This window comes from Terriglobus sp. YAF25 (assembly GCF_052113305.1).
GTDB lineage: Bacteria > Acidobacteriota > Terriglobia > Terriglobales > Acidobacteriaceae > Terriglobus.
The window spans coordinates 1-2,024 of sequence record NZ_JBFRCY010000792.1 but is presented as its reverse complement, the minus strand read 5'-3'; the positions used below and the strand labels follow the sequence as shown (position 1 = coordinate 2,024).

At 53.1% G+C, this 2,024-nt stretch carries 2 protein-coding genes; both read left to right on the top strand.

Going from position 1 to position 2,024, the window contains the following annotated elements:
- The coding region (locus AB4043_RS23765; protein WP_442308289.1) for a DUF5677 domain-containing protein at positions 1–663 on the top strand (663 nt) is incomplete at its 5' end.
- Positions 664–1,097: 434 nt separating this feature from the next.
- Positions 1,098–2,024: hypothetical protein (locus tag AB4043_RS23760; protein WP_442308288.1), on the top strand; the 927-nt coding region annotated here is incomplete at its 3' end.

Below are 2,024 nucleotides of genomic sequence, written 5' to 3'. Positions count from 1 at the left end.
GACCGAGACAAGGTGATTCAGGCCCTAATGGTCATCAGCACGGGTAAAGCTTCCGAAAAGCAAGGGGAGTTTTTCAAACGTAATCATCCTTACCAGCCGGTGCTAACCACCACATTCGAGCCGCCTGCCATCGACAAGGCAAAAGGCGTCCTCAATGAGGTCGGTAGTAGAACGGGCATGTGGAGGACGGAGAACAAACTGCCTCCGATTGAACAGATGGCCAAAAAGGTCATGCTATCTGAGCTCTACGAATATCTCTATGCCGCCACGTCCGAGATCGTTCACTTCAACGTGCGAATTGCCCTTCGTAGTGGCTGGGGCACCGGTAAGAACGAATTCAGTTTCTCGCCATCGAACTTCGCGAAATTCTACGGTCAGTTTAGTCGTGTGTACGCCGCTTACATCTGGATTAATTTCTGTCGGGTCTTTCGTTCCGCTCTTCGGTTGTCTTCGGAGTTCATGTACGCCGTCGATGCGGTGGAATTGGCGATCGAAGGCGTCAATCGGTGGCCGGAGCTCGTGACGTACGAGGAAATGAACTTACCCCAGAACGACAACATCATTTTGAGGGCACTTTTGGCGGTGCAGCAGGGCGAGCGCGTCGAAAAGCTGCGAAAAAAACACGCCCGGCGTAAAACACGAATGCAAAGTGCGAGCTCGTAGGTGGTTCTCGATATCATTTCCAGATGGAGACTCCCGGACAACACTCGATCCAAGGCGATGTTAGCGAGATCATTCATCCAGAGCTTGAGAGGTTCGCCAACAGCTTCGCAACCGAAGCCGTTCTTCATTCTCGCTTGGACACGTTGTTTTCCAAGATTCCGAATGTTTCTGGGGTAAAGGTCTTGCAAGGCACCCAGGAGTACGGCAAAGATCTTGTGTTCTATGAGAAAGGAACGTGCGGCGAAAGACGACTTGTCGCCTGTGTCGTTAAGAACGATAAGATCTCCGGTTCTATTGGAGCGCAGTCCGGGGCCACGAGAGTCCTGTTGCAGGTTCGCCAAGCTCTCAGGAACCCCTACACTGGAACGAACGGGGAATCTGAGTTCGTCACTCATGTGTACGTAATGAGTCCTTGGCCATGCTCGCAGGAAGCAATGAACTCGATCAAAGGAGAACTTGAAAGCGCCAAAGGCCAGGTGGCCTTCGTTTGTGGTCGCGATCTATTCGATCTTTTTCGTCAGCATTGGACCTCCTATATCTATTTCGAGTCCAACCTGCTCTCGCTGTATTTAAGTTCTCTGGCTCATCTCGATGAGAACTCAGCTTTCTCCAACCTGATGACCCGCGGCGGCTTCACCATCGACGGCATCAGCTCTCTGAGTCGGGTTTACATTCCTCAAAACTTCCGCGAAACCATCCCACGCTTCACACTCGCTAGTCCTTTTCCAGGGTGGAGAGGGCTCGATATCCCCAGTTCGCAAGGCGATCTTCGCCTGACAAAACGTCTGTTTGAGGATTCAAAGACACTGATCCAAAGTGCACGACTCTGGTCGCGGAGACCTGAAGACCAGCTTGCAGAGCTAAGCGCATCGATTGATCAGTTGTCCGACGCCGTCTCACACGTGTGGAAACAGCACTATCAAGCTGCAGTCGATCGCGCTCGCGACGCCGAAGAACTCTCGCCGAGCGAGCGAAAGTTCGTGGCCACCTCACTGGTTGATCGCTCGCACGACAGAGTCGTAAACAAGATCGAAACCGCCTTTCGCGAACTTGCGGAGGAGTTTCAGAGGATGGCAGAAGAACTTTCGAGAGTCGTTCCCTCGTCTGACGCCAACCAGCTCCGTTCCGAGCCCTATCTGATCTTCAGCAGGCTGAAGCTCGCGAGCATCGAATACCCGTGGGTCGTTCACATGGACCCTAACGACCATACGATCTCGTTCGATCAAAATCTGCTTGATAAGTACAAGGGGCCCCTCCTCATCGCGGGCGCAGCGGGTTACGGCAAGACCTCGTTTTGTCGCATGGCGACATTGAGGGATTCCACGCGCTTCGCTGAGAAGAGCCAACACACGCTTCCGGTT